Origin of the sequence: Corynebacterium occultum (genome assembly GCF_009734425.1) — a bacterium.
In the GTDB taxonomy this organism is placed as follows: Bacteria; Actinomycetota; Actinomycetes; order Mycobacteriales; family Mycobacteriaceae; genus Corynebacterium; species Corynebacterium occultum.
In genome coordinates, this window is record NZ_CP046455.1 from 2596484 (window position 1) to 2621504 (window position 25021).

General features: G+C 63.6%; 20 protein-coding genes. 6 read left to right on the plus strand and 14 right to left on the minus strand.

Translation table 11 applies throughout. From position 1 onward, the window contains the following. Window positions 1–9: 9 nt before the first annotated feature. The 5 genes from COCCU_RS11940 to COCCU_RS11960 form a co-directional block, all read right to left on the minus strand. On the minus strand, window positions 10–1161 hold the full coding sequence (locus COCCU_RS11940; protein WP_156231761.1) for a hypothetical protein: 1152 nt from the start codon (window positions 1159–1161) through the stop codon (window positions 10–12). A 19-nt stretch (window positions 1162–1180) separates the two neighbouring features. Beyond that, window positions 1181–3334 carry a hypothetical protein gene (locus COCCU_RS11945; RefSeq protein WP_156231763.1) on the minus strand — a complete coding sequence of 718 codons (2154 nt, stop codon included), beginning with the start codon at window positions 3332–3334 and terminating at the stop codon, window positions 1181–1183. 8 nt (window positions 3335–3342) lie between these two features. Beyond that, window positions 3343–4329: an ABC transporter substrate-binding protein gene (locus COCCU_RS11950; protein ID WP_156231765.1), complete on the minus strand. Its 987-nt coding sequence runs from the start codon at window positions 4327–4329 to the stop codon at window positions 3343–3345. A 348-nt stretch (window positions 4330–4677) separates the two neighbouring features. Continuing rightward, window positions 4678–6564: a YncE family protein gene (locus tag COCCU_RS11955; RefSeq protein ID WP_156231767.1), complete on the minus strand. Its 1887-nt coding sequence runs from the start codon at window positions 6562–6564 to the stop codon at window positions 4678–4680. A gap of 429 nt (window positions 6565–6993) precedes the next feature. Further along, the gene (locus tag COCCU_RS11960; protein ID WP_156231769.1) at window positions 6994–8169 is read right to left on the minus strand and encodes an NO-inducible flavohemoprotein; all 1176 of its coding nucleotides are present in this window, start codon (window positions 8167–8169) and stop codon (window positions 6994–6996) included. A gap of 261 nt (window positions 8170–8430) precedes the next feature. On the opposite strand from COCCU_RS11960, the gene COCCU_RS11965 reads away from it, so the two are divergent. The 6 genes from COCCU_RS11965 (at window position 8431) to COCCU_RS11990 (ending at window position 16503) form a co-directional block, all read left to right on the plus strand. Further along, on the plus strand, window positions 8431–10527 hold the full coding sequence (locus COCCU_RS11965) for a PhoX family protein (RefSeq protein ID WP_156231771.1): 2097 nt from the start codon (window positions 8431–8433) through the stop codon (window positions 10525–10527). A gap of 389 nt (window positions 10528–10916) precedes the next feature. Beyond that, a complete protein-coding gene (locus COCCU_RS11970) occupies window positions 10917–11909 on the plus strand; it encodes a hypothetical protein (protein WP_156231773.1) in 993 nt (330 codons plus the stop codon). A gap of 94 nt (window positions 11910–12003) precedes the next feature. Further along, window positions 12004–12423 carry a VOC family protein gene (locus tag COCCU_RS11975; RefSeq protein ID WP_156231775.1) on the plus strand — a complete coding sequence of 140 codons (420 nt, stop codon included), beginning with the start codon at window positions 12004–12006 and terminating at the stop codon, window positions 12421–12423. A gap of 93 nt (window positions 12424–12516) precedes the next feature. Beyond that, complete coding sequence (locus tag COCCU_RS11980) at window positions 12517–13623, plus strand: SDR family oxidoreductase (RefSeq protein WP_156231777.1); 1107 nt, start codon at window positions 12517–12519, stop codon at window positions 13621–13623. A gap of 229 nt (window positions 13624–13852) precedes the next feature. Next, window positions 13853–15703, plus strand: a complete 1851-nt coding sequence (locus COCCU_RS11985) for a BCCT family transporter (protein ID WP_156231779.1) — start codon at window positions 13853–13855, stop codon at window positions 15701–15703. Between the two features lie 59 nt (window positions 15704–15762). Next, complete coding sequence (locus COCCU_RS11990; RefSeq protein WP_156231781.1) at window positions 15763–16503, plus strand: PIG-L deacetylase family protein; 741 nt, start codon at window positions 15763–15765, stop codon at window positions 16501–16503. 42 nt (window positions 16504–16545) lie between these two features. Here COCCU_RS11990 and COCCU_RS11995 read toward each other — a convergent pair whose 3' ends face one another. Genes COCCU_RS11995 through ftsH form a run of 9 tightly spaced genes read right to left on the minus strand, consistent with a single transcriptional unit; the run spans window position 16546 to window position 25018 of the window. Next, window positions 16546–17361 (minus strand): pantoate--beta-alanine ligase, encoded by an 816-nt coding sequence (locus tag COCCU_RS11995; RefSeq protein WP_156231783.1) that lies wholly within the window; start codon window positions 17359–17361, stop codon window positions 16546–16548. Beyond that, on the minus strand, window positions 17358–18056 hold the full coding sequence (locus COCCU_RS12000) for a 6PGD fold domain-containing protein (protein WP_156231785.1): 699 nt from the start codon (window positions 18054–18056) through the stop codon (window positions 17358–17360). Before COCCU_RS12000 ends, COCCU_RS11995 begins: the two co-directional genes overlap by 4 nt. After that, window positions 18053–19351 carry a DUF6779 domain-containing protein gene (locus COCCU_RS12005; RefSeq protein WP_156231787.1) on the minus strand — a complete coding sequence of 433 codons (1299 nt, stop codon included), beginning with the start codon at window positions 19349–19351 and terminating at the stop codon, window positions 18053–18055. Before COCCU_RS12005 ends, COCCU_RS12000 begins: the two co-directional genes overlap by 4 nt. 10 nt (window positions 19352–19361) lie before the next feature. Continuing rightward, a complete protein-coding gene (locus COCCU_RS12010; protein ID WP_156231789.1) occupies window positions 19362–19829 on the minus strand; it encodes a DUF3180 domain-containing protein in 468 nt (155 codons plus the stop codon). Further along, complete coding sequence (folK, locus tag COCCU_RS12015; protein WP_156231791.1) at window positions 19826–20329, minus strand: 2-amino-4-hydroxy-6-hydroxymethyldihydropteridine diphosphokinase; 504 nt, start codon at window positions 20327–20329, stop codon at window positions 19826–19828. The genes COCCU_RS12010 and folK overlap by 4 nt, the downstream gene beginning before the upstream one ends. Beyond that, on the minus strand, window positions 20329–20712 hold the full coding sequence (gene folB, locus COCCU_RS12020; protein WP_156231793.1) for a dihydroneopterin aldolase: 384 nt from the start codon (window positions 20710–20712) through the stop codon (window positions 20329–20331). The genes folK and folB overlap by 1 nt, the downstream gene beginning before the upstream one ends. Further along, window positions 20705–21610, minus strand: coding sequence for a dihydropteroate synthase (gene folP, locus COCCU_RS12025; RefSeq protein WP_156231795.1), 906 nt, complete (start codon window positions 21608–21610; stop codon window positions 20705–20707). Before folP ends, folB begins: the two co-directional genes overlap by 8 nt. After that, on the minus strand, window positions 21610–22191 hold the full coding sequence (gene folE / locus COCCU_RS12030) for a GTP cyclohydrolase I FolE (protein WP_156231797.1): 582 nt from the start codon (window positions 22189–22191) through the stop codon (window positions 21610–21612). The genes folP and folE overlap by 1 nt, the downstream gene beginning before the upstream one ends. Beyond that, window positions 22175–25018 (minus strand): ATP-dependent zinc metalloprotease FtsH, encoded by a 2844-nt coding sequence (ftsH, locus tag COCCU_RS12035; protein WP_156231799.1) that lies wholly within the window; start codon window positions 25016–25018, stop codon window positions 22175–22177. The genes folE and ftsH overlap by 17 nt, the downstream gene beginning before the upstream one ends. Window positions 25019–25021 lie beyond the last annotated feature (3 nt).

Consider the following 25021-nt stretch of genomic DNA (forward strand, 5'->3'; position numbering starts at 1 on the left):
TGGGGGCTGCTACCTCTGGTCGTCCAGGGTGGGGTGGACAGCGGTGTCCTGCCAGTCATCTGCGGTGTGGTTGCTGTTCCGGGTGTTTCCCTGAGCTGCCTGGGTGGCATAGGCCGGACGACGCTGCACGAAGAGCCAGGTGTTGATGGCCGTCATGCCCACCAGCAGGATTGCCCCGCCGATGAAGAGGCCGATCCAGGGAATCGAATTGGACTGGCTCTGGGAGGCGGTGGTGAGGGTTTCCCCGTTCACCGTGGTGCCAGCGTCGGCGCCGGTTCCGGTTTGGGCATCATCGAGAACTCCCCCGAAAATTCCCTCATCAGCGCTGACGGCCTGACCGTCGGGGCCGATCGCGGCATCGGCCGCGGTGTCGCTGGTGTTATCCGTGCCGGTATTGGCGGCATTCGCGGTGACTGCGGTGTTACCGGCGTTGGCGGCATTGGCGGCGTTGGCGGCACCAGCTGCAGCGGCATTCGCCGGAGCGGCCACGGCCTGGTTGACTGCCTGCCCACCGGTGTTTCCGGTGGCGGCCCGTGCCACGGTGGTGGCGGCCGTGCCACCACGGGTGTTGCTCCCGGCGCTGTTGGCGCGGGCCGCACTGGTGGCGGCAGCTGCGGGGGTCGCCGCAGCCTGGGTGGTGTTGTTTCGCACCGGGGCCGCAGCCTGGGTGGTTTCCTGCTGCTGCTTCTTCTTCACGCTGAAGGTGGAGTTACCCTTGTTGGAGTAACCGAGCACACCACCACCGGCGGCATCGTCCATGGGCTCACTGGCCAGGTAACGCAACCAGTGGGATCCTTCGTCCATGTCGCAGGGGATCTGCACCGAACCGGAGGCCCGGCCCGAGGAGTCGACGCGCTGGGTGGCCACCACGCCGGCACCCTGGATCGACTGGTCGCCATAGCCCTGACCATCATCGATCTTGACGTAGACCACTTCACCGGCGGGGAAACCCGTCACCTGGAAGGTAAGGGTCTCGCAGGGGGCAAGGGTCTTCGGGGACACCGAGGAGGAGGTACCCGGGGTGTCGGCGGTGTTGGCGCCACTCGGTGGGAGGGCGGTGACCGGCGGGACCTGAAGCAGGCTGATGGCCGCAACAGCTCCGGCTGCCAGAACAGCCAGAGCGTGACGACGCCGCGATCGGGGGGATGCCTTGAGACTCATGTTTCTTGTCCTTTAGATCTTAACTGCGGGGACTACGGTGGGCGGCCCAGAGGGAGAGGGCGTAGAACACGGGGATCAGAGCACCAACCAGGATCATCCACCAGTCCGTGGCTCCGACCGCACTGGCGGTGGTGACCACGTTCTGCCGGTTCGAGGCCTCGGTGAGGACCGGGACATCAGCTAGTTCAAGCTGGTCCGCGCCCAGGGTGATCTCCACCCAGCCGAGAATCTCACCGTCTTCCCCCAGAACCGCGACCTTGTGCACGCCATTGGGGATGGTGCTGGTGTCCAGTCGGACAGTGTTGTTCTCATCCACCTGCACCCAACCCACCGGAACCACATTCGGGGCGTAGACGTGGAGGTAGACCCAGTCCCCGGCGGCGACACCTGACAGCTCCATGCTCAGCAGCTCCCCCTCCAGGGATCCCGTGACCTCACCGGCATTGTCCTGGTTGAGGCCAGCGATATCGGGCACCGGGGCCGCTGGATCGAAGTCCGGGGCCGGCTTGGATTCCACCCCGGCAACCACAGAATCCTCAGCGTCACTGGTGGTCACAGCGACGACCGGGGCGTTGGGGGTGACGCTGCCACCGCCGGTGGCCACCGGGAAACTGGCCACACCGGGCGCGGCCACAGAAAAGCCTGCCCCACCAGAGGTGGAGTCCATGGCGGTGGTGAGGAGGGTCTCTTCAAGCGGGAAGTCCGCAACGATGAGACTGTCATCCTCGGTGCCGTCCTCGCTGGCGGACTGGGGGTTCCGGCCGGTTCGGTAGTTGCTGATGTCGGTGTCCAACTGCTCCATCGCCACCACAGCGGATTCCAGCTCAGAGACAATGCCCATCAGCTCGCTGGTGACGGTCTCGGAGGTGCCGTCATCGGTGGTTCCGTCATCGGTGCCGGAACCCTCCACCTCATACCAGGCCCAGCCGAGCAGCTCATTGCGGCTGTCCTGGTTGCCGGACTGCACCACCATCTTGTACTCGGCCGCAGCCAGGTTGATGCCCTTCAAGGAGGCGTTGAATTTTCCTTCCCCGTTCACCTGGAACCAGGTTCCCTGCCAGGGCAGGACCGGGGTGCCGGCCGGGTTGTAGGCGTTGAGGTAAACCCAGTCACCTTCCTTGGTACCGGGAACCGTGACCTCCAGTCCCCCACTCTTCTCCCTGATCTTGATGCCGTTCTTGTTGGCGTTCTTCAGGTCCTCCGAGTACTGCAGCGGATCCGGGAAGCCATTGGGCTCATAGTCACCGACCACGAACTTGAAGGACTCACCACGGCCCGGGAGGGTGGCCACCGGGTCATTTTCCTGGAGGGAGCCACTGAGCAGACGGATGGTGTGCTCACCACTGGTGAAGGCCGGCACCGAACCGCTGGGACCGGTGGTGCCATCCGGCAGCTGCAGGTCATAGGTCCAGTCACCGGTGGCATCATCAGCCTGGACAATGGCGAAGATGGTCCGGTTCGCATGCACCGTGTCATCTGCGCGGCTCAGCGAGCCCTCATCGATCTTGATTCCGATCAGGGCCCCACCGCTGAGCGAGTTGCACCAGCCGGTGCCGGTGATCCGCAGTCTGCCGGAGGAATCCGGTTCGGCAGCGACCGTGGCGGCGGGACGCGGGGTGGAGGCGACACATTCCACATCCTCCCCGGCGGCTTCCCGGTAGGCGACACCACCGACGGTCAGGGGCTTGGAGATGATGGTGCGCTGAACATCCCCGGCCACCAGTCCGCTGCTGAGGTCAACGATCAACTTCTGGCCGGCAGTCAGCTCCGGCAGATCAGTGGTGATCTCGAAGTCGCCATCCTGGTCAGCCTGGAACACCTCCCAGAGGGTGGCGTCCGGCGCGCCGGAGGTGGGGTGTGTGTTGATTTCACCCCCGGTCCGGGTGTACTGCTGGGGAAGCCCATTGGCCTCGTAGTTGAGTTTGATCCGAACCGTGGAGCCACCGCTTTCGGCGGTCCATCCGGAACCGCTGATCCGCAGTGTGCCCCTGCTGTCCACGTCCTGCTGGATCTTCAGGGTGGCACCCTCGGTGCTGATCTCCTGGACATCAGCGGCGGAGACCGTCTGTTGGGCGAAGGCCGGTGCCGGTGCTGCGGTGCAGGTGAAGGCCAGAGCTGCAACCAGGGCGATACCGGAGGGAAGGACTCGGGGAAGGGTGAAAATGAAGTTCATTGCATTTCCTAGGTCAGTGCCGCGAGAATGTCATCGACGATTTTGTTCATCAGCAGCGGACCACCGGTGGAGGTCCAGGCGGAGCCGTCAACCGGAATGATGTGGTTCTGCTGGTAGGCGTTCAGGCTGGTGAAGCCGGGAACACTGCGCGCCTGGGCGATGGATTCCCGGGCGGCGGACTCATCCACGGTGCCTCCGGCATCCGGGTTACTTACACTGGATCCACCGAGGGTGCCGAAGAAGAGGAAGTCCGCGTCAATCTCCTGCAGATTCTCCGCGGAGACCGGTTCGGAGTGGCCTCGGCCCTCCCGGTTCTGGTTCTCGGGACGCTGCAGTCCGACATCGCTCAGGGCCCGACCTGCCGGAAGTTCCTTGAGGATCATCGCGGCGGTGTTACCCTGCCAGCGCACCACCGAGAAGGTCTGATCTGCGTAGCTGTTGAGCTTCTCGCGGGCGTCATTGGTCTTGGCCTCATAGTCAGCGAGGATCTGCTCACCCTCCGCAACCTTGTTCACCGCCTCGGCGACGAAACCCAGGTTGGCCTTCCAGTCCCCACCGGCGTAACCGGTGTAGACGGTCGGGGCGATCTGGCGCAGCGCCTCGATCACCGGCGGGTTGTTGTTGATGCTGGTGCCGTCAACCAGGATGAGGTCCGGGGAGATCTCACCGATGGCCTCGAAGTTGGGCTGCGCCACGGTACCCAGGATCGGGATGTCCCCGGCCTGTTCCGCCAGGTAGTTGGGGACGCTGCTCTGCCCGCGGCCCGAGACGGTGCCTGCCGGCACCAGGCCCAGTGCCAGGACGGCATCAAGGGTGGGTTCGGAGAGGGTGATGACCCGTTCCGGCTCCACCGGCACCTCAACCTCGGTGCCTTCAATGTCGGTGATGGTGCGGGTGGGGCCTTCGGCCTGCCCGGGGGCGGTGGAGCAGCCGGCAAGGCCGAGGGTGGCCACCAGCAGTAGCGCCACCAGACGAAGAATGGACCGGGGGTTCATGAGCGGATCCTCTCGGGGGGGAGTTCGGATATGGACGGGGATGAAATTTTCTGGGGGAAATCTGACCGGGCATGGTGTCCCGGAGGGTGGGGCGTGATCTGGGGGTTCGCCTCTCCCCTGGGGATGCGGGCAGGGGCGTTCTCCCCTGTTTCCCCCGCTAAAGGCAATAAGAAAGACTTTGGGAATACTTTTAGATAAAGAGCCCACTCCGGCCCACAACCCCGACACCGGACATCCGCTTATCGGATGCCCCGTGCCGGGGTGTGGTCAGGGAATTTCAGCTCCAGCCGTGGCAGGTGCCAGGGCTTTGTGCTGGCCCAGGTTGTCCTGGAATCAGGTGTCCCGGAACTAGATGTTCAGGGCGCCGCGCAGCCAGGAGGGCAGCACATTGGCGCTGATCAGACCGGTGTTGATCAGGGCGCCGAAGATACCGGCTGCGGCACCGACGATGCCCAGGGCTGCCAGCAGTCCGCCGAGTGCGCCACCGAATTCGGTGCCCTCGGAGGAGAGCTCGTTGCCCGGTGCAATCGGCTCGACCGGTGCAGCCTTCGGGGTGTAGCGGTACAGGTCGTCGAACTTGGTGTCGTTCTCGCCCTGGTTACCGGCCTTGTTGACCATGTAGACGGAGCCGCTCGGGCCCACAGCGACGTGGTTGGCGTTCGTGCCGGCCGGCAGGTTCGCAACTTCCTCGAAGGTGTTGGCGTCGATGACGGTGGTGGTGCCGCCGCCGCGGTTGGAGACGTAGATGTAGCCGTAGGTCGGGTCGTACTCGGCGTTCAGCGCGCCATCACCGGTCGGCAGGTCAGCGACAAGCTCACCGGAGTCGACGTTGACTGCCACGACGTTGTTGGTGCCCTGGTTGGCCACCCACAGGTTGCGGTTCTTCGGGTCGAAGGCGACACCGGAGGCGGTGACGGCATTGTCCCCGAGCTCGTAGATGGTGACCTTGTTGCCGTCGCGGACGTCAATCTTGGCGGCCAGCGGGTTGGCGAAGCTGGAGGTGAAGAGTTCACCGGTCGCAGCGTTGAAGTCCAGGGACATGGTCACGCCGACGTTGTGCTTGTCATCGCTGACCACAATGTCTTCCTTGCGCTCCAGGGTGTTGCCGTCGAAGACCGCAATGACAGCGGAATCAGCGTTACCACGAGCCGCGGAGGAAACGTAGACCAGGTTGGTCTGCGGATCGACGATGATGTCGCGGGTGTGGTCGATGATGCCGGCGTCGAACTGCTTGACCAGGGAAAGGTCATCCTGCTTGTACACGGCGACGGTGTTCTGGCGGGTGTTGGTCACCCAGACATAACCGAGCTCGTTGTCCAGGCCGATGCCGTAGACACCGAAGACACCCTTTTCCTCGTTGCCTTCTTCAACGGCACCCGGGAGGATCTCCTTCTCGATCTCAAGGGTCTCAGCATCCATCTTCACCAGGGAAGACTGCTTGATCGGGGGGCGACCAACCGAGGCAGCGGCGAAGAGCTTGCCGGTCTCCGGGTTGATGGCGGTCTGGTACATGCCGTTGGGGACGCTGACCCGCTGGATGTCGAAGAGGTTCTCATTGCGGAGGGAGTTGTCGACACCAGACGGTTCCTCTTCAGGGGTACCCGTGGTCGGCGAAGTGGTGGTGGTGGGGGCGGGCTCGGTGATAACCGGGACAACCGGTGAAGAGGTGGTGGGGGCGGCCGGAGCGGCGATGGTGCCGCAGGAGCCGTCTGCCGTGCCGTTCTGCACCAGGAAGTAGACGGTCTTGGAGGCGCCGGCGCCACCGTCGTTACCCGCCAGCAGACGGATGTTGTGCTGACCGTTGGCAGCGATCTCGGGCAGCTTGAGCTTGATCTCGAAGGTGCCGTCAGCCTTGACCGGGGTATCGACATAAGCGGTACCGGAAGCGTCGACACCGTTGGAGGTGTCCGCGTCGGAACCGGTCTGATCCTTGGGGAACTGGATGGCACCATCATCGATCTTGAAGGCCAGGGAGCCATTCTTCGGGCGAACGTCGAAACCGGTGCCGACGAGGGTGATGATGTCACCGCCCTTGTAGTTGCGCTCTGGTTCCTTCAGGGTGATGGTGCCGTTGCCGTTACCCTGGTTGCGGGCCTCGAAGGTGGAGCACTCCTGGGTCTGGGCGAAGGCGGTACCGGTACCTGCCACGGTGACACCGGCGGTGCTCACTGCCACGGCCATCAGACCGACCAGGGCACGCTGCACGGCGTGGTTCTTGAGATTCTGCTGCTTCATGAGTTTTAAGGCTCCTAATAAGTGAACTCGGATCTTTGTCGCTGACCTGCATCAACCTCCTGAGAGCAGTGAAGGCCAGCCGATTGAGGCAAAGCTTAGGCTGTCCTTATTCAAACCAAAACTGCCCTCAAATCCTGAGACACCCCCCGGAAAGGCTCCACCTATAGCAAAAAGGACATCCCGATGACCGAAACGCTACAAAGGTAAGCCTTAGCTTTTTTCTTTGTGCAATTTCGGACCGGATGTCCTTGAAATATGATCTGCAACACACCCTGGACGGGTACCCCCTGTCGCAGGCTTGGCCCAACAGAAGATGCCCGGGATCAAGCGTTTCAGACTCAGGGTTGACCACGCCCCCCTCACAACGACAACCGCCCTCCCCTCGCACATTGGCGAGGGAAGGGCGGAGCGGGAGGAGCCTTCAGCAGATTAACCGAGCAGCCAGTCATTGGGAGAGAAGAGCTCGAAGCGCACGGACTTCGGCGCCTTCTCCGCCGGGAGCTTGGACAGGTCCTCACGGACGGACTTCAGGAAGCTGTTGCCACCACAGAGGTAGACATCCGCACCCTTGAGGTCATGCTTGTTCAGGTCGAGACGCTCACCGGACTCACGGTAGGTGGCCTCCGCCCTGACCTTGGGCAGACGCTCCAGCAGGGCGGTGGTCTGGCCACGCTGGGCATGGTTGCCCTCAGACTCATCAGCATGCAGGTAGATGGCCTCACGCTGCGCGCCGACGCGTGCCATGTAGGCGAGCATGCCGACCATCGGGGTGGAGCCGATACCGGAGGAGACCAGCACCAGCGGAGCATCACCCTCCTCGAGCACCAGATCACCGGCGGCCAGGGTGGCCTGGATAGTGTCGCCGACCTCAACCTTCTCGCGCAGGTGGGTGGACACCTCACCCTCAGTCTCCACGGCAATGGTGTACTGGCCCGGCTGCTGGGCGATAATCGAGTACTGGCGCAGCTGACGGGCACCGTCCTCAAGCACCACACCGATGGAGGTGTACTGGCCCGGCAGAGGCTTGGTCAGGTCGCCTTCCAGGGTGTAACTGGTGACGTTGCCTGAGAGAACCTCCTTCTCGATGACCTTGACCTCACGGAAGACATCACCCGGTTTGACATTGTCGGAGGCGTAGAGCTTCTTCTCGAAGGTGATCAGGACATCCGCCATGATCCAGTAGACCTGACTCCAGGCTGCGGCGACATCCTCGGTGACCACGTCAGCACCGAGCACCTCGACGATGGCGGCGAAGAGATTCTCATAGACGACCTGGTACTGATCCTCAGTGATGCCCAGGGAGACATGCTTGTGGCCGATGCGGGCCAGCAGGTCGATCGGGTCCGGGGCGTTGGGGTCGACCAGCATGGAGGCGAAGGTGGCCACGGAGGCGGCCAGCGCCTTCTGCTGCTCGCCGGACTTCTGGTTACCGCGGTTGAAGGTGTTGCGCAGCAGCTCGGGATGGTTGCCGAACATGGTGCGGTAGAAGGTCTGGGCGATCTCGCCGATGTTCGCACCGACCGCTGGCAGGGTGGCCTTGATGATCTCCTCATGCTCCGGAGTGAGCTTGCGGTCACGGGCGGTGGGCTGGTCGGTGATGAACATATTCAGATCCTCCTGGGTGTGAATTAATCTCTGCAGCCCCTTGAAGAGGCGACACCCGACACATTAACACTGATTTTCCAGGTTTAAATATTAAGTGCGGGAAATATGGGATCAATCACTTTGGGCGGGGACTCCTTGCATTCGTCGGCTTAAGGAAGTATTCACCCCCCATCCACCTAGAGCTCTCCGATTGGTCACACTTAGTCCATAGGGTCTTATTTCGTCTCAACTATTCCTCTCAGCAAATATTTGGAGTTTTCCGTGGCGATCAAGGGCCTCAACCTTCTCAGCAATAAATTTGCCTCCTCCCGCACCAAGATGACCTGCACCTACAAGTGCGGCAACGCCTGCTTCGGGGAGTGCGCAAATAAGTCCTCCAACCCCTACTTCGGCGACATGATGTCCCGTCGCTCCGCACTGAAGGCCGGCAGCCTCACCGTCCTCACCGTCGGCACCGGCTCCGTGCTGGCCGCCTGCTCCACCGATTCCAGCTCCACCGAAGCTTCCTCCGGTTCCTCCTCAGCCACCGTGGAACAGGCAGCTACCGAAGCCCCCACCTACAAGGGCATGCAGTTCACCGTTGTTGAGCCCAACACCGAGGATGCCGTTGTCATCCCCGAAGGTTATGAGCAGTCCGTCCTGGTCGCCTGGGGCGACCCGGTCATTGAGGGCGCCCCGGAATTCGACATCGATAACCAGACCCCGGAGGCCGCTGAGCAGCAGTTCGGCTTCAACAATGACTTCGCCGGCCTGGTCGAGCACCCCGACGATGAGAACCGCATGGTCTACGTCTGCTCGCACGAGTATAGCACCGAGCCGAACATGTTCAAGGGCTACGACGCCGAGAACCCCACCGAGGAGCAGTTCCTCATCGGCCTGGCCGCCCATGGCCTCACCGTCCTGGAGGTCTCCAAGGTCGGTGACACCGGTGAGCTCAAGCGCGAATTCGGTCCGCTGAACCGCCGCATCACCGGCACCACCCCCTTCAAGCTGGTCGGCCCGGCTGCCGGCTCTGACCTGGTCAAGACCGAGCAGGACCCCACCGGCGAGAACGTCCTGGGCACCCTGAACAACTGTGCCGGTGGCGTCACCCCCTGGGGCACCATCCTCTCCGGCGAGGAGAACTTCGACCAGTACTTCGGCAACGCCGACCTGCTGGATGATGAGCAGGCCAAGGAGCGCCTGGCCCGCATCGGCATCTCCGGTGAGGAGACCGACCGCAAGTGGGAGCGCTTCGATGACCGCTTCGATGTCTCCAAGACCCCAAATGAGCCGAACCGTTTCGGCTACATCGTGGAGATTGACCCGATGAACCCCGATTCCACCCCGGTCAAGCACACCTCCATGGGGCGTTTCAAGCACGAGGCCGGCCAGGTCCACATCACCGATGACGGCACCGTCGTCTGCTACTCCGGTGATGATGAGCGCTTTGACTACCTCTACAAGTTCGTCTCCTCCCGCAAGATGATCGAGGGAGACACCGCCCACAACATGACCATCCTGGAGGCCGGCACCCTCTACGTCGCCAAGTTCGAGGGCAACTCCACCGACCACGACTTCGACGGTTCCGGCGAGCTGCCCGAGGACGGCCAGTTCGATGGCTCCGGTGAGTGGCTGCGCCTGATGACCGTCAACGAGGACGGCTCTGCCGAGTCTCACGTCGAGGGCTTCACCGCCGAGGAGGTCGCAGTGTTCACCCGTAACGCCGCCGACACCCTAGAGCCCACCAAGATGGACCGCCCCGAGGACGTCGAGGTCAACCCGGTCAACCAGAAGGTCTACATCGCGCTGACCAACAACTCCTACCGTGGTGCCACCGGTGAGAACGCCGAGAAGTCCAAGGAGGGCCCGGCGGAGTACGCGCCGATCGCCGAGAACAAGAACGGCCTGGTCATGGAGATGGAGGATGACCACGCCGGCACCACCTTCAACTGGAACATCCTGCTGGTCTGTGGTGATCCGGAGGCCGCCTACTCCTACTTCGGCGGCTTCGACAAGAGCAAGGTCTCCCCGATCTCCTGCCCGGACAACCTGGCCTTCGACACCCACGGCAACCTATGGGTCTCCACCGACGGCAACGCCCTGGACTCCAACGACGGCCTCTACGCCGTCGCCGTCGACGGTGAGCGTCGCGGCGAGGTCAAGTGCTTCCTGACCGTGCCGCAGTCCGCCGAGACCTGTGGCCCGATCGTCCAGGACAACCGCGTCCTGGTCAACGTCCAGCACCCCGGCGAGGGCGACGACTCCAGCGTGGAAAACCCGCTGAGCCACTGGCCCGAGGGCGGCGATTCCGCCCCGCGTCCGGCCGTGGTTCAGGTCTGGCCGGCCGCTACCGAGATGATCGGTGTCGAGGTTTAACACCTGCACGCCCTGAACTGCCCCGAATTCGGCGCAGTTTCCCTGATTAACGCCCCGGCCCCCGGTGCCACTCCCCCCAGTTCACGGGGGGGGGAAGGCACCAGGGGGGCGGGGCGTCGCTCTTTCTTGTGATTTAATACCCGGCACTGCTTGTCGACGCCCCGCAAAGCCCGCCGCCGGGCACTGATTCCTGTCATTCACCCAGTTCAGCACACTATCGAAGGCCCCCGCCACCACCTTCAGGTGGGATTTCCCGGGGAGGCGGGAACTTTGTGATTCTTAGGGTGATTCTCCCTGCCTCCCTCTTAAATGATCAAGGTTGAATATCACCCCGGATACATTCGCTCTCTGCCCTGCCTTAGTGGCATGTGGTTTCATAGACTGAGGTCATGGCGGATACATCAGCGGATTCCGATCATGTCGAGGGCGAGCACGCCACTCCTGGCGGTGATTCCCGGAGCTCTTCCCGGCCTGCTCATCCACCGGCGAGCCCGAGGAACACACGGACCCCACCATCTGCCCCGAAACTCCATAAACCCCGCGGTCGGCGATGGTGGCCGACCCGCGTTCTGATCCTGCTGGCTTTTGTCATTCCGCTCTTCACGGAGGGCGGTTATGATCCTCGGGACACTTCCCGGGTCATCAGCACCACCTTGCAGGATCCGCTCATCCATCAGTGGGAGATCCTTCGACCCCTGGCAACCGGCTTGCTGGCGGGGATGGTGGTGATGACCTTCCTCAGTGCTTTCTCGGGCCGTTCCCGTGGGGTGAGGGAGAAACGTGCTGTCGCCCGGGTTTTGTTATTCGCCTATATCTTCTTCATTCTGGTGACCGGTTTTCTGCAGAATATGGGGCAGACCGAGGAGTGGGGGTTTGTGTGGGTCGTGGGTAACACGGTGGTCATGGTGCTGGTGTCTTTCGCGCTGCTGCCGGATGTCCGGCACCGGCTGAGTATTATCCGCCGGCGGGATTTCCGTCCCGCAATGAGTTGGACGCTGTTGCCGGGGCTCTTCGCTTTTATCGCCCCCTATTCCTTGAGTGGGGACATCATCCTGCCGCCGGGTGTGGGTGAGCGGCTGGTTCTCGGGGATTCCGGGATCACCTACTGTTTCCTCACTCCGGTGTTTCTCTCCCTGTTGTTGTGTTTTCATCCGGGTATCCATTCCGGCACCCTTTCGGTGATCTCCTTCGCCGGTCTGGGTTTCGGGCTTTTCAATATGCTGACCTGGTTCCTGCTCAATCCGGAGTCCTGGTGGATGGGGGTGTTGCATCTGCCTTTGTTGATTCTCTCCCTGAGTGGTCTGGTGATTGCCCGGTGGAGCATAGACCGGGCCCCGGAGCTGCCTGCCCGCAACTTCTCCCCTCCTATAATGAAAGCTTGATGTTTTCCAGCTCAGTTCTTCAGGCGGGGAAACTATCCTGGGGAGAGGAGTCGAGGCGATATCCCGCCCCGGCCATTAGCAGGAGGACTTTTCCATGAGTAAATTCCTGGCCACCTATATTTCCCTCCCCGGTACCACCCGCGCAGCTTTTGAGCACTGGCACGAGATCCTCGGTGGGGAACTGGATCTCATGACCTACCGGGATAACCCGATGGAGGGCATGCCCTTTGAACCGGATCCGGATGCTGTGGCGCATGTGACCCTGCGTTCCCCCGGCGTGGAGCTTGCGGGTGGCGATCAGATGCCGGGGGATGACAATCAGTATCCGGTCCGTGACACTGCCTATTCCCTGCTCTACACCCTGGACAATGCGGAGGAGGGCAGGCGGGTGATCGACGCTTTCCTGGCGGGAGGTGGAGAATCCAACATGCCCTTCGAAGAGGCTCCCTGGGGTGGTTGGTACGGGCAGGTTTTCGATCGTTTCGGGGTGATGTGGGCGATCTCAACTCCTTGACAAACCCTTGACCCCACCCTCACCACATTAGTTGACGCTGCAACTATTTGCGCTTAGGCTGTCTGAAACCCCAAAACTTTCAGGAGTAACAGCATGCCCGCGAATATCGGACTCACCCTCACTGATCTGCCCACCGGAACCGGCACCGTCCTGGTCGCCGGTGATGGCGGGCTGATCGGCAGCTACGCCGCCCAGGCCTACCACGACCTCGGCTGGGAGGTTCACGGGGTCAGCCGCCGCGAACTTGAGCACTCCCCCTGGACCCACCACAGCATCGACCTGCTTGATCCCGAGGCCGCCACCGCAGGACTGGCAGAGCTCAAGAATGTCACCCACCTGGTTTTCGGCGCCTACATCGAAAAACCCACCGACGCCGAACTCATCGAGACCAATGACGCACTGCTGCGCAACACCCTGGACGCTCTCCACGCCGCCGGAGCCCCACTCAAGCACGTCACCTTCTACCAAGGCGGCAAGGCCTACGGTCACCACCTCGGTTTCTTCAACACCCCCGCCAAGGAGTCGGACCCCCGCCTGATCGCCCCGCACTTCTATTACACCCAGGAAGACCTGGTCCGTGAACTTTCCGAAGAGCGCGGCTTCTCCTTCACCGCACTGCGCCCCGAGGGAGTCACCGGATACGCCACCGGCAACCCGATGAACCTCCTGCTGGTCATCGGTGTCTACGCCGCCATCTCCAAGGAACTCGGCCTGCCGATGCGCTTCCCCGGCACCCGCGCCGCCTATGAGGTGCTCTACCAGACCACCGACGCCGAACTACTGGCCCGCGCCACCATCTGGGCCGGCGCCACCGAGGCAGCCGCCGACCAGGTCTTCAACATCACCAATGGCGACCAGTTCCGCTGGTCCCAGCTCTGGCCCCGTTTCGCCCAGCACTTCGGCATGGACTACGCCGCACCGCAGCAGATGTCACTGAGTGAGGCAATGCCCACCCGCGCGGCGGTCTGGGAGGAACTGGTGGAGAAATACGATCTCGTGGCCACCGATTTCAACACCCTGGTCGCCTGGCCGGTCGGTGATTTCCTTTTCCACCACGAGGCCGACAACATCACCTCCACCATCAAGGCCCGTCAGGCGGGATTCGCTGATGCCCTCGACACCGAAAGCCGTTTGCCGGAGCTTTTCGATGACCTCATCGCGAAGAAGATCCTCCCGCCCACCCTGCGCGCCGGAGCTTGAAGCCCCTGAAAAGTCCCTGAAAAGAAAAGCTTTAGGGAATCGTTATACTAAAAGCTTTCCCACTAAGAAGGCCACATCAAGACGGAAAACGCTGATCCTCCCCCTTTTTCCGCGCCCACCGGCATCAGCTTTCAGGTAAGGCTAGATGGAGTGTCGGAGTCTCACTCTCAAGGTGAGACTCCAGTTTTCCGTCCACCCTTTCAACATTTCATGCGGAGGAGTACCCGCCATGTTTGAACGTTTAGCTAAAGCTCTCCGGCTAAAAACTGATCCCGGGGTCTTCTTCTCCTCCATCGGGATCATGCTCGCCTTCGTCGTGGCCACCATCCTCTTCGGTGATCAGGTGGGAGCGGTCTTCGGTACCGCCTCAAGCTGGATCATGACCAATCTGGGTTGGTTCTACATCCTCGGGGTCTCGGTCTTCCTGATCTTCCTGATCGCCATCGCGCTGAGCCGCTTCGGTCACGTCCGGCTCGGCAGTGATGATGAGCGACCGGAGTACCGCACCCTCACCTGGTTCTCCATGCTGTTTGCCGCCGGTATCGGATCCATCCTGATGTTCTGGGGTGTCGCGGAACCAATCTCCCACTTCGCCAACCCGCCGATGGGTGATGTCATCCCGGAGACCCAGGAGGCAGCCAACCAGGCCATCGCCTTCACCCACTATCACTTCGCCCTGCACACCTGGACCATCTTCGCGCTTCCCTCCCTGTGCTTCGCCTACTTCATCTACAAGCGGAAGATGCCGCCCCGCGTCAGCTCCATCTTCTCCCCGCTGCTGGGCTCAAAGGTCTACGGTCCGATCGGCAAGGCCATCGATGTCATCGCCCTGATCGGTACCGTCTTCGGTGTCGCCGTCTCAGTGGGTCTGGGTACCCTGCAGATCAACGCCGGTCTCAGCGAACTCTTCGATGTCGAGGTTTCCCCGCTGGTCCAGCTGATCATCATCATCGGGATGACCTCTGTCGCCTCCATCTCCGTGGCACTGGGCCTGGACCGGGGCATCAAGATCCTCTCGAACACCAACATCGTGATGGCTGTGGCACTGCTGGTCTTCGTCATCGCCGCCGGCCCCACCCTCCTGATTCTCAAGGGCACGATCGAGTCGTTGGGCATCTACCTGGCCCGGCTACCGGAACTGGCCTTCTGGAATAACACGGCGCCCAACTCCCCGGACAATGCCACCTGGCAGAACACCTGGACGGTGTTCTACTGGGCCTGGACCATCACCTGGTCGCCCTTCGTGGGTATCTTCATCGCCCGGATCAGCCGCGGCCGCACCATCCGTGAGTTCGTGGCCGGTGTCCTGGCCCTGCCGGTGGCCTTCTCCGTCCTCTGGTTCGGTGCCTTCGGTACCGCCGCCTTCAATATCGAGATGAACGGCGAGGGCGGACTGGTGGACCGCGTGGTCACCATGGGTGATATCCCCGGCGCCCTCTTCGAGTTCCTCTCCAACTACCCCTTCGCCGGTTTCGTCTCCGGCGCCGCCATCCTGATCGTGATCATCTTCTTCACCACCTCGGTGGACTCTGCCGCCATGGTCACCGACATGATCGCCTCCGGCAAGGAACCCCGCTTCGCCCCGGTGCACCAGAAACTGATCTGGTCGGTGATGATGGGTGCAGTTGCCGCCGTGCTGCTGACCACCACCGGAGAAGGTGGCCTCGAGGCCCTGCAGCAGGTGATCATCGTGATCGGCCTGCCCTTCTTCATCATGGGATTCATCCAGATGTGGAGCCTGTGGGTCGCCCTCAACGCAGACATGGGCAGCCCGCTGCCCGTGGTCACCAGACAGTGGGATGAGGCCTACACCCCGGAGGACTGGGAGAAGAACGAGGAGATCCCCTCCCCCGAACCGATCGGCCCCGTCCATCACATCCCCAACGACTCCACCGATGATCCCAATGGCTTCAACCCGGCGGTGGTCGGCGCAGTGCTGGAGGAATATGACAAGCAGCAGGGCAAGGACTGGGGTGCCAACGTCCGGTACATCGAATCCTCCCGCCCCGTGGTGCCGGGGGCTGAAAAAGGCAAGAGCCAGAGCAGCAACCAGGGGAATCTTCCCAAGCAGGACAGCTAGGCCACTTCCCTGGGAGGATGGACTTTAAAGAGTTCCCCCAACTTGGCAGGAGATGTCCCATGGCTGTAGCGAAACTGGACTGGCGCAACTGGAAGCGGGTGCTGGTGGTTGTCGCCCACCCCGATGATGCGGAATACGGGCTCTCCGGGGCGGTGCAGCTGTGGACCCGGCATGGCATTGAGGTGGACTATCTGCTGCTCACCCATGGTGAAGCAGGGATGCAGTGCAGCCCTGAGGAAGCTGCGGCACTACGCGCCCGGGAACAGCGCGCGGCCTGTGACTGCGTGGGGGTCAATGAGCTGGTGATGCTGCGCTACCCGGATGGGCACCTCATGCCCTCGATTGAGCTGCGCCGGGATATCGCCCGCCAGATCCGTCGGCTGAAGCCGGATGTGGTGATCACCGCCAATTATGAGCAGGAGGCATATGGCACCCTGAATCAGTCCGACCACCGCGTCGCCGGGGTCGCCGCCCTGGATGCCGCCCGTGATGCCGCGAATCGCTGGTCGCACCGTGAGCTGCTCGAGGTGGAAGGTCATGAACCACATACCGCGGATCTGCTGCTCGTGGCTGCCCCGAGTGACCCCACCCATGTGGTGGAGGTTGATGATGAGGCCGTGGCGGCAGCCATCGCTTCCCTGGCCTGTCATGAGGCCTACCTGGGTGACCTGGTGGACTACCCCACCCCGACGGAGGTAGTGAACTTCGCCCTCTCGGCCGCAGCGGAATTCTCGGAAGTCGAGAGGGGTGTCTCCTTCCGGGTCTTCGGCCTGGGCGGACAACCCGAGGTCATGCCCTAGAACCCCCTGCCCGGCAAGGGGCAGGGGGCGTCGATAAGCGTGTTATTCCTGCTCGCCGAGGTTGCGGAAACCGATCCCCACCGGCACCCCGGCATTGTCGATCAGGCGGACCCCACCAACCTCCGCGGCGATGAAAAGGCGGGCATTGCCCTCCACCGGCGCCTGGCCCAGATCCAGGCCACGAAGCTCCAGATACTCCGGGGTGATCCCCGCGGCTGTCAGCACGGAGGTGGCCACCTCGATGACCTTCTCCGCGCCATCCTCGGCGGCATAGGCCCCGGCGGTGAGTGCGGCGGAAAGCACCAGCGCCTGATCGTGGGCGGCTTCGGAGACGGTGGTGTTGCGCAGCGAGATCGCCAACCCATCCGGCATCCGGACGGTGGGCACCCCATGGATGCGGCTGCTGATGTGCAGATCGTTGAAGGCGTGCTGGGTGGCGATCAGCAGCTCGAAATCCTTCTCACCGAAGAAGACATCACTGGGCTGGACCATGTTGACCAGGGCGACTCGTTCGGTCAGCTCCAGGGCCAGCCCGCGGGCGTCCTCCATCTGGTGGGAGGGGGGCTGCACCAGGGTGCGCTGCCCATGCGGCCAGAGAATCTCCTCGTTGTAGAAGAAGACGGCATCCACCTGCTCCTCCTTGAGCGGGCTGATGTCCACCCCCTCCTCCACCGCGACGATGACGATGGCGGTGGGGATGCGCTTCGCAGCCCGCACCATCGCCAGATGACCGGCGTGGATACCCGCCCCCAGGGGCACCAGCGCCACCGGCCTACCTACCTTCCGGAAGGCACGGGACAGCACCGCCACCCCGTCCTTCTCCCGGAATTCCGTTGCCTGACCGCTTTGAAAACTCATGATTTATCCTCCTGGATCGCCCATAATTCTATGTCCTGCACGCCGCTGATTTCGGCGGTACGGCGGGTTAAATCGCGGTAGGTGCGGGCCCGGCCCGGATCAGCGATGGCCGCCAGTTCCCTTTCCACCGACCCCACCCCATGCAGGATCCGGCCTTGGCCCAGCTCACCGGTAATCCCCAGGGCCTTCTCCTCATTGCCCAGGGCCTCGGAGAGCAGGATGAAGGCGTCATTGCGGATGGTCTCCAGGAAACCGACATAGCTCATGCCGGCCGCCAGCCGGGAACGCTGGGTTTCCGGGATGTTCAGGGCCTCGCCGCCGAGTTCACCGATCAGCAGCTCCACCACCGTCTCCCCCAGCTCATCCAGGGAGCCGACCGCCCAGAGCTTGTCGCTGAGGGGGTGTGCGGCGACCACCAGGGCACCGCTGGGTTCCAGGGGATCCAGCACCTGCACCCCATGGCCCAGGCAGGTGTGCAGGTAGATCTGGCCCCGCCGCGCCCCCGCCGCCAGTTCCTCCACCAGGTCGGGCAGATCCTCCTCGATCACCGAGAGCACCACCAGCTGAAAATCGCGGGCTTCCTCGGTGTGGTGGATCCAGGAGACATCATGACCGGCCGAGGCAAGCATCAGCCCCAGGTCGATCTCATCATGTTCATCCTCCAGGACCCCGACCTTCAGGCGTGGGCCCCTCAATTGCCCTCTTTCTTGATATTGGCCAGCAGGTCAGCCACTGAGACACCGTCGGAACGCTCATCGCGGCGACGACGGCCCCGACGCTCTTCAGCGGCCTTCTCCTCGGCGCTCTGCTCGGCACCGGGCTTCTTGACACCCGGCTTCTCCGCCTCGGGGCGCTCTGGGGCACCCGGCTTCTCGGCCCGGCCTGCGGCAGCCTTCTCCGGAGCACCCCCTGCCTTGGTGGTTTCAGCTGCGGCATCCTTGGGAAGGTCCGGCTTGGCGTGTCCTGCCTTGGTGGTTTCGGCCTGGGTGGCGGCCTTCTCAGCGTCCTTGCGGGCAGCGGAGTGTGCACCCACCACCGGGCTCTTCGCCTCATCATCGGCAACATGCTTATCACCCACGGCATCCCACTTCACAGCACCGAAGGAACCACTGTTGAAGACCCGGGTCTCAGAGGTGGAGGGGGTCGGGACCTTGGGGGTCTCCGCCACCTGCGGCTCAGCGCTCTTCACGGCGGCCCGGGCATCATCTGTGGTGGCCGTCTTCTCCGCCGGGATCTTCGGGGTTGCAGGCTGGGCTGCGGTGGGCTTGGGGGTGGGGTGCTTTTCCGCAGCAGCCTTCACCGCGGTGTCCTTCTCAGGGGAGGACTTTTCCGCCACTGTCTTGTGGGAGGCGATCTCCTCCGGGGTACGCACGATCTCCGTCTCAGCGGTGGTCGGACCCTCCGCCTCCGGACGACGCATCGGCTCCTTCGGGGTCTGACCCAGCAGGCCGGTGACCGCGGCGGAGGAGGGCGCCCCCTTGACATGGGGCCCTCTGGGAAGACCGGCACCGGACTCCGATTCCAGCTCCATGATGCGGCGGGCCTGGGCACGCAGGGCGGCCGGCTCATAACCGAAGTCCTGGCCGCTCAAGGCCTCCAGGTTGGCACGCAATTCCGCCAGCTCCTGCTGGATCTCGGTGAGGGTGTCAGCATCCTCGGCACGCTGCTTCTCCTGGTACTCCCGGGCGAACTTCTCCTGTTCCGCCTGCTGCTCCGCTCTCTCCTTATCGGATTCCACCTCATGCAGCTTCCGTTCATGCTGGAGCTGCTCCTCGCTGCGCTGCGCTTCACGACGGTAGCGGGTCACCAGGAAGAACCCGATGACGGCCGCCCAGAGCGCTGCGATCAGGGCAAACTTGAGTGCGGTGTTGCTGTCGGTGACCAGCATGATCACACTGGCGATCAGGGCCAGCACAACCAGGGCGATCAACAGCATCTGACCGCGGTCGATTGCCCCAGTCGATGACTTCTCAGACTTCTCGACACTCATGAACCCTAATCTACCCAACCGGTGCGCCATCGGGGGGAGGCGGGACGTGACACACCTTCTCCAGATAAAGTCCCGCCGCTGAAAGAGCCAGGCCGCCGGTCGCGGAAGCGATGACCCCGGGCAGGTCATCGGCAGCGGCGGCCAGGATGCCGGCCTGGGGAAAGATGTATAAAGCCATGCCCACATAGCCCCCACCCACCACTGCCCCCGTCCAGGCGGAGGCTTTGCCGATGATGAGGAACTGCGCGGCGGTCACCGGGTTGAGCTGGCTGCGGTCCTGGCCGATCCGGCCCTCCGCCAGGCGACTCCGGACCTTGAAGGCCAGATAGCAGCAGACCCCCGCCATCACCCACAGGGTCAATGAGACCGCCACCGGGATGCCGGCCATCCGACCATAGAAACCCCAGGTCAAAATGAGTGAAGCCAGGGCGATGAAGACACCGGTGCCGATCAGCTGCCAGAGCGGGGTTCTTTTCATTGCGGCAGGGAGAACTCCCCGATGCGGCGCACCCCGGCCACATCCTCCGCAGATAACTGCGCGATCAGCTCCGCCAGGCCCACTCCCTTGAGCCGGGCCGCAGGATCGGCCTCCAGCCAGGGCACCAGCACAAAAGCGCGCTGTACGGCGAAGGGATGCGGGAGTGTGAGCACCGCGTCGTCGTCAAGCACTTCCTGCCCGGTGTCATCGAGGACCTGCACCACATCAACATCCAGGGTGCGGGGCCCCCACCTGCGGATACGCTTGCGTTCCGCGGCTTCTTCCAGGGCCTGGCCGCGGCGCAGCAACTCCAGGGGGGTCTGCTCCACCTCCACGATCAGCACCGCATTGAGGAACTCATCCTGGTCGACGACACCCCAGGGCGGGGTGGCATACACCCCGGAAGCGGCGCGGGTTTCGGTGGAAAATTCGCTGCGAACGGTGTCCAGCAGGGCACGACGGTCATCCAAGTTGGAGCCGATCGAGAGCACCGCACGCATCAGGAACCGCTCCGCATGCTCTTACGGGAGCGCCGAGCCACCACGGCAACATCCTGGAACTGCAGCGGGATGGGGGCCTGTGGTTTGTGCAGGGTGACCTCCACGGCATGCAGCTGGGGGAACTCGCGCATCACGGACTCCGCGATCTCGGTGGCCACGGTTTCGATCAGGTCGCGGGAGGGACCGGTGACGATGCCATGGGCAAGGGCAGCCAGCTCTGCGTAGTTCACGGTCAGCTGCAGATCATCGGTGGCGGCGGCCTGATTAAAATCCAACCAGCAGGCCAGGTCCACGATGAAGGGCTGCCCCTCCCGCTTCTCCGCCTCGAAAACCCCGTGATAACCGAAGCATTCCAGGCCCTTGAGTTCAATGCGGTCAGCCACGGACACCACTCCGGGACTGATGGCCCTCGCCACGGTAGACGCCGGCACTGTTCCACAGTGCCGCCACATCCACCGCATCCCGGGACACGGCGACATCGTGGACGCGCACTCCCCAGGCCCCCATCTGGGCGGAGATCGCGGTGACCGCAGCGGTCGCCGGATCAGCCTCGGTGGGGTGCACCGCCGCGGCGGCCTCCGGGGTGGCGGCACGCTCCCGACGCACCCCCGCCAGGAAACGCTTCCGGGAGGCGCCGACCAGCATCGGGAACTCGCCTTCCAGCAGGGTGGGCAGAGCGTGGAGCAGGGCCCAGTTATCCTCCCGGGACTTGGCGAATCCCAGGCCCGGATCCAGCACGATATTATCGCGTGCCACCCCGGCGGCCAGGGCCTTCTCCACCAGTTCATCCAGGGTCTGGCGGACATCAGCCACCACATCACCGGCGTGATCCGCCCGGCCGGCGGCATCCCCGAAACGCACCGTCTTCCAGTGCATCAGACAGACCGGGATATCGGACTGCGCCATCACCCGGAACATCTCCGGATCGGCCAGCCCACCCGAAACATCATTGATCATCGACACCCCGGCCTCGGCCGCAGCTTCCGCCACGGAGGCCCGCATGGTGTCCACACTGGTGGGGATGCCGTCCTGGGCCAGCGCCCGGATCACCGGGGTGACCCTGGCACGCTCATCCTCGGCAGCCACCCGGGTGGCCCCGGGGCGGGTGGACTCACCCCCGATGTCGATCATGTCCGCACCAGCGGCCACCAGCTCATGGGCATGTTCGAGGGCAGCGTCGACATGGAGGTAGCGGCCCCCGTCAGAGAAGGAATCCTCGGTGACATTGACGATGCCCATCACCAGGCAACGATCCGGAACAGTGAGATCAGCGACCCGCATCAGGCACCCCGGATCAGGGTAAGGACCTCCGCGCGGGAAGCGGCGCTGGTCTTGAAACCACCCCGCACCGCCGATGTGGTGGTCATGGCACCAGGCTTGCGGATGCCGCGCATCGCCATGCACAGGTGCTCGCACTCAATGACGACGATCGCGGAGTGCGCGCCGAGACGATCCATCAGCGCGTCGGCGATCTGGGAGGTCAGGCGTTCCTGCACCTGGGGGCGCTTGGCGTACATGTCGGCCAGGCGGGCCAGTTTGGACAGTCCGGTGACCCGGCCGTCTTCACCGGGGATATAGCCGATGTGGGCCACCCCGTAGAAGGGCACCAGGTGGTGCTCACAGGTGGAGTAGATCGGGATATCACGCACCAGGACGAGTTCCTGGTGATCCTCGCTGAAGGACTTGGCCAGCACCTCGGTCGGATCAACATGAAGTCCGGAGAAGATCTCCTGATAGGCCTTGGCCACTCTGGTGGGGGTTTCCAGCAGGCCTTCCCGCTCCGGATCCTCCCCCACCGCGATGAGAAGCTCACGCACGGCAGCCTCAGCCCGCTCAAAATCAAACTCAGCGCTCACGTTCATCCTCTTCGTCCTTGTTCTCCGGGACCTGCCGTCCCGGCGTGTCTTCAGCCTGCTCCGGCTTATCCTCAGCATTCCAGCCGTGGTCGGGGCGCTCATGCTCGGGGAGCCGGAAACCGATGAACTCGGTCTTGGCTTCACTCGGCGCACTGAAATTCGGTGCGCTCTGCCCCGGGTCAGTATGCGCCGCGGCATGATCCTCGGCGGCGGTGGCCGGATCAGCGGCAGCCGGGGTCACCCCACCGGGGGTACCGATGCCATAGGCCTTCATCCCGGGGTGCTCCGCGGTGTGCTGCTGCGGCACTCCCGGATCAACCGGGGAGGGGGTGTAAGGGTTGGGGTGGCGGGCAGGCTGGGGATCCTCCAGCGAGGAAGGCTGCTGGCGGGAAACCCGGGGGTCCTGCTGGCCCTGCTGATTCTGGGGGTTCGGCTGGTTCTGCTGGCCGGGCTGCGCCGGGAACTCCCCGGTCGGTGCCTGCGAAGGGGACTGCTGGGGTTTCTCGGAACGCTGGGGCTGCCCTGCGGGTTGGCCCGGCGCCCCCTGGGCGGTGCTTCCGCCCACAGCGGTGCTGCCTCCCACAGGGGTACTTCCGCCCACAGGGGTGCTGCCTCCCACAGGGGTACTTCCGCCCACAGGGGTGCTGCCCCCCTGGGAGGAATTCGGCCAACCCGGCACCGACCAATCAGCCGGCGGCGGCGGAGTGCCACCCCCCACTGAGGCACCTGAGGTTTCCGGGGCGGAGTGACGGCCACCGGAAGCATCACCTCCGGCGTTGACCGGTCCCTGTTCCGGGGCGACGGGCGAGAACTGCTCCTTCTGGGCGGCAAGTTCAGCTTCCCGCTTGGCCCGGGCCGTCTTGGCGGCTTCGAGCAGGGAGAAACGCTTCGGCGGTTCCTCACCACGTTCCAGCGCCAGCTCCACCGGGGTCTTGACCGGCTCGCGCTCCTCCATCATGGGGAAGCGGGTGTTCTCCTCGGGGAAGACATCCCCGGCTGCCTCGGGTTCAATGTCACTGAAGAGAATCTCCAGGTCAGGACGACGCAGGGTCTCCTTCTCCAGCAGCTTCTCAGCCAGCTTATCCAGGTGGTCACGGTACTGGTGGAGGATGGAATAGGCCTTCTCATGGGCCTTGTTCACCAGGTAGCGGACCTGCTCATCGATCTGCTCCGCGATGGCCGGGGAGTAATCCAGGGAACCACTGCCACCCCGCCCGGAGAAGGGATCCCCCTGCTCCTCGCCGTACTTGACGGTGCCCAATGTCGGGGACATGCCATATTCGGTGACCATGGCGCGGGCGATCTTGGTGGCCTGCTCAATATCGGCGGAGGCACCGGTGGTGGGCTCACCGAAGACGAGTTCCTCGGCGGCGCGGCCACCCATGGCGAACACCAGACGGGCGAAGAGCTCATCGCGGTTGTACATGCCGCGGTCATCTTCCTGGGCGGTCATCGCATGACCACCGGTGCGGCCACGGGCCAGGATGGTGACCTTGTAGACCCGCTCGATGTCCTTCTGCGCCCAGGCCGCCAGGGTGTGCCCACCCTCGTGGTAGGCGGTGACCTTCTTCTCCTTCTCGGAGATGATCTTGCCTTCCCGGCGGGGACCACCGACCACCCGGTCAGTGGCCTCCTCCAGGGCGTCCGCGGTGATCACATTGCCACCGATACGTGCGGTCAACAGGGCCGCCTCATTCAGCACATTGGCCAGGTCAGCGCCGGACATACCGGCGGTGCGCTTGGCCAGGGCCTTGATATCGGCATCCGGGGCGAAGGGCTTGCCCTTGGAGTGGACCTGCAGGATCTGCTCACGGCCCGCCAGATCCGGGTTGGTCACCGGGATCTGACGGTCGAAGCGGCCCGGACGCAGCAGCGCCGGGTCGAGGATGTCCGGGCGGTTGGTGGCCGCCATGATGATCACGCCTTCGCGGTCACCGAAACCATCCATCTCCACCAGCAGCTGGTTCAGGGTCTGCTCGCGCTCATCATGCCCACCACCGGTGCCGGAACCACGCTGGCGGCCCACGGCGTCAATCTCATCGACGAAGATGATGCAGGGACTGTTCTCCTTGGCCTGCTTGAACAGGTCACGCACCCGGGAGGCACCCACACCGACGAACATCTCCACGAAGTCGGAACCGGAGATGGAGTAGAAGGGCACCCCGGCCTCACCCGCGACCGCACGGGCCAACAGGGTCTTACCGGTGCCGGGCGGGCCATAAAGCAGCACACCCCGGGGGATCTTCGCACCCAGTTCCTCATAGCGGGCGGAGTCCTGCAGGAAGTCCTTGATCTCGTGGAGCTCCGCCACCGCCTCATCTGCACCGGCGACATCCTCGAAGGTGTTCTTCGGCATGTCCTTGGTCAGTTCCTTGGCCTTGCTGCCACCCATGCCGAACATGCCGCCACCAGCCTGCATCCGGGTCAGGAAGAAGAAGAGCAGACCGAAGAGGATCAGCATCGGCAGCAGGAAGGTCACCATGGAACCCAGGAGACTGTCCTGGGTGACATTGGTTTCGTACTTCTCGGTGTCACTGGCCTGCACCGCATCGAAGATCTGGGGGGCGGTCCGCGCCGGATACTGGGTGATCAGCTCCTCGACACCCTCCCGCTCCTCGATGGTGACCGGTTCGCGCAGGGTCAGCCGGAGCTGCTGCTCACGGTCATCGATCTGCGCTTCGGCAACGTTATTGGCGTCCAGTTGGCTCAGCGCCACCGAGGTTTCCACCCGCTGGAATCCACGGGTGTCATCGGTGAGGAAGCTGAAGAGGAAGAGGATGATGAGGACGACGGCTGCGATGCCGCCGTACTTGAGGAGTTTCTGGTTTTTCATGGG